4 protein-coding genes are annotated in these 2360 nt (G+C 59.5%); all 4 read left to right on the plus strand.

Annotated features, from left to right (window positions below; translation table 11 throughout):
* Positions 1-670, plus strand: a 670-nt coding sequence (locus H8K27_RS16350; protein WP_186864245.1) for an energy transducer TonB, incomplete at its 5' end; no start/stop codon positions are given.
* A 101-nt stretch (positions 671-771) separates the two neighbouring features.
* Entirely contained in the window at positions 772-1632 is an 861-nt protein-coding gene (locus H8K27_RS16355; RefSeq protein WP_186864246.1) for a MotA/TolQ/ExbB proton channel family protein, read from the plus strand.
* A 114-nt stretch (positions 1633-1746) separates the two neighbouring features.
* Positions 1747-2184, plus strand: coding sequence for an ExbD/TolR family protein (locus H8K27_RS16360; RefSeq protein ID WP_186864247.1), 438 nt, complete (start codon positions 1747-1749; stop codon positions 2182-2184).
* Positions 2185-2199: 15 nt separating this feature from the next.
* The coding region (locus tag H8K27_RS16365) for a biopolymer transporter ExbD (protein ID WP_186864248.1) at positions 2200-2360 on the plus strand (161 nt) is incomplete at its 3' end.

Consider the following 2360-nt stretch of genomic DNA (forward strand, 5'->3'; position numbering starts at 1 on the left):
AATGGATTTTTCAGATCGCCAGCAAGAACCCGGAAAGAAATTTCTGGGGATAGGGCTGGTCATAGCCTTTCACGTCGTACTGGTGTACGCCCTGGTCAATGGACTAGGAACCAAACTCGTCGAAATCGTCCAGAAACCCCTGGAAACCAAAATCGTCGAAGAGGTCAAACCACCACCGCCGCCCCCTGACACCCCGCCGCCGCCACCGCCGAAACTGCTGGCCCCGCCGCCACCATTCATCCCGCCGCCGGAAGTCCAGGTGCAACCCCAGGTCCAGCCGCAGAACACCATCTCCGCGGTCTCCAACGTCAAACCGGAAAACCCCGTGTTCGCCAAGACCCAGGCCGCTGCCCCTGCAGAGCCCGCCAAAGCCACCGGCCCGGTCACCGTGCCCGGCGTGATCGACTTCAACGTCCCCGGCTGCAAACCCGAATACCCGCGGGCCTCGCTGCGTAACGAAGAAACCGGCACCGTCGTGTTATCAGTCCTGATCGGCGCCGACGGCAGCGTGGCCGACGTCAAGATCGACAAATCCAGCGGCTTCCGCGGACTCGATAATGCGGTACGCACCCAGCTCATGTCCGGCGCCTGCAAAAACAAACCAGGCACCGTAGATGGCAAACCGCAGCAGACCTGGACCAAAGTCCAGTACGTCTGGAAACTGGATTAAAAACGCCGCCTCCAACGGCCCCCGGTCCGCGGGGCGGCAACAAAAACAGCAGTAAGCAACCAACCTTATCTTTGTAACACTTGTTAAAAGGAAGCACCACAATGAAAACCCGTTTCTCCGCATTCCTGGCTGCCGCCATCCTGGCCCTGAGCGCCCCTGCCTTCGCTGAAGAAGCCGCCTCCGCAGCCACTGCTGCCCCGGCCGCATCCGCCACCGCGCCAGCGACCCCGGCAGCCGACGTTGCCGCCCCGGCCCCGGCCGCCGACGCCCCGGCCAAAGAAGTGATTGAAAACCCGTACGGCTTGGACGCCCTCTGGAAAACCGGCGACTTCGTTGCCAAAGGCACCCTGATCATCATGGTCATCATGTCCATGGGCTCCTGGTACATCCTCATCACCAAAATCATCGACCAGGTCAAACTGGCCGGCCAGGCCTCTGACGCCCGCAGCAAATTCTGGAAAGCGGCCTCCGTCAACGCCGCCTCCGCCTCCCTCAAAGAAGGCAGCCCATTCCGCTTCATCGCTGATTCCGGCATCAAAGCCACCGAACACCATGAAGGCGCCCTGTTAGAACAGATCGACCTCAACACCTGGGTCTCCATGTCCATCCAGCGCGCCGTCGAGAAAGTCCAGTCCCGCCTGCAGGACGGCCTGGCCTTCCTGGCGACCGTTGGTTCCACCGCCCCGTTCGTTGGTCTGTTCGGTACCGTCTGGGGTATCTACCATGCGCTGACCGCCATTGGCATGTCCGGCCAGGCATCGATCGACAAAGTTGCTGGTCCTGTCGGTGAAGCCCTGATCATGACCGCGATCGGTCTGGCAGTCGCCGTTCCGGCGGTACTGGGCTACAACTTCCTGGTCCGCCGCAACAAGAGCGCCATGGAAGAAGTGCGCGCCTTCGCAGCCGACCTGCACTCCGTCGTCCTGTCCGGCAACATGAACAAGACAGCCAACAAGAAGTAACCCAGAAGTCACCTGACCCGGGGATCCGGCAGCGGATCCCCCGAAAACCCCGGGGAGCGGCCCAAGCGGCCCAAGCAGCCCGGGGGATTCCTGAAAACTGAAAGAGCACACACTATGGCAATGGCACTCGGCAACGATGGCGATGGCGAAGACGAAGTCAACAGCACCATCAACACCACCCCGCTGGTCGACGTCATGCTGGTTTTATTGATCATCTTCCTGATAACCGCCCCGGTCATCACCGACGTGGTCAAACTCAAACTGCCGGCAGAACGCAACCAGATCTACAAAACCAAACCGGAAAACATCACCATCTCCATCAGCAAAGACGGCGACGTCTACTGGAACGGCATGATGAAACCGCTGGCAGGCGGCACCGAAGACCTGTTCGACAAACTCAAAGTCGAAGCGGTCAAGATACCGCAACCGGAAGTCCACATCCGTGGCGACCAGAACGTACGCTACGAATTCGTAGGCAAGACCATCCTGACAGCCCAGCGGGCAGGGATCTCCAAAGTGGGCTTCGTGATCGAACCCCCGCCAAGGAACTGAGGAAAAGGAAAGACTATGGGAATGCAAGTAGGCGGAGGCTCCGCCACAGAACCGGAAGTGATGATCGAAATGAACATGACACCGTTAATCGACGTCATGCTGGTACTGATCATCATGCTGATCATCACCATTCCGATCCAGAACCACGCGGTGAATTTGAACATGCCGACCAACAC

Origin of the sequence: Cognatundibacterium griseum (assembly GCF_014284195.1) — a bacterium.
Taxonomy (GTDB): Bacteria; Pseudomonadota; Gammaproteobacteria; order Burkholderiales; family Burkholderiaceae_D; genus Undibacterium; species Undibacterium griseum.

Bases quoted from the DNA above. Each gene is read 5' to 3' on its own strand.
- H8K27_RS16355 (WP_186864246.1), top strand. From the start codon at position 772: ATGAAAACCCGTTTCTCCGCATTCCTGGCTGCCGCCATCCTGGCCCTG.
- H8K27_RS16360 (WP_186864247.1), top strand. From the start codon at position 1,747: ATGGCAATGGCACTCGGCAACGATGGCGATGGCGAAGACGAAGTCAAC.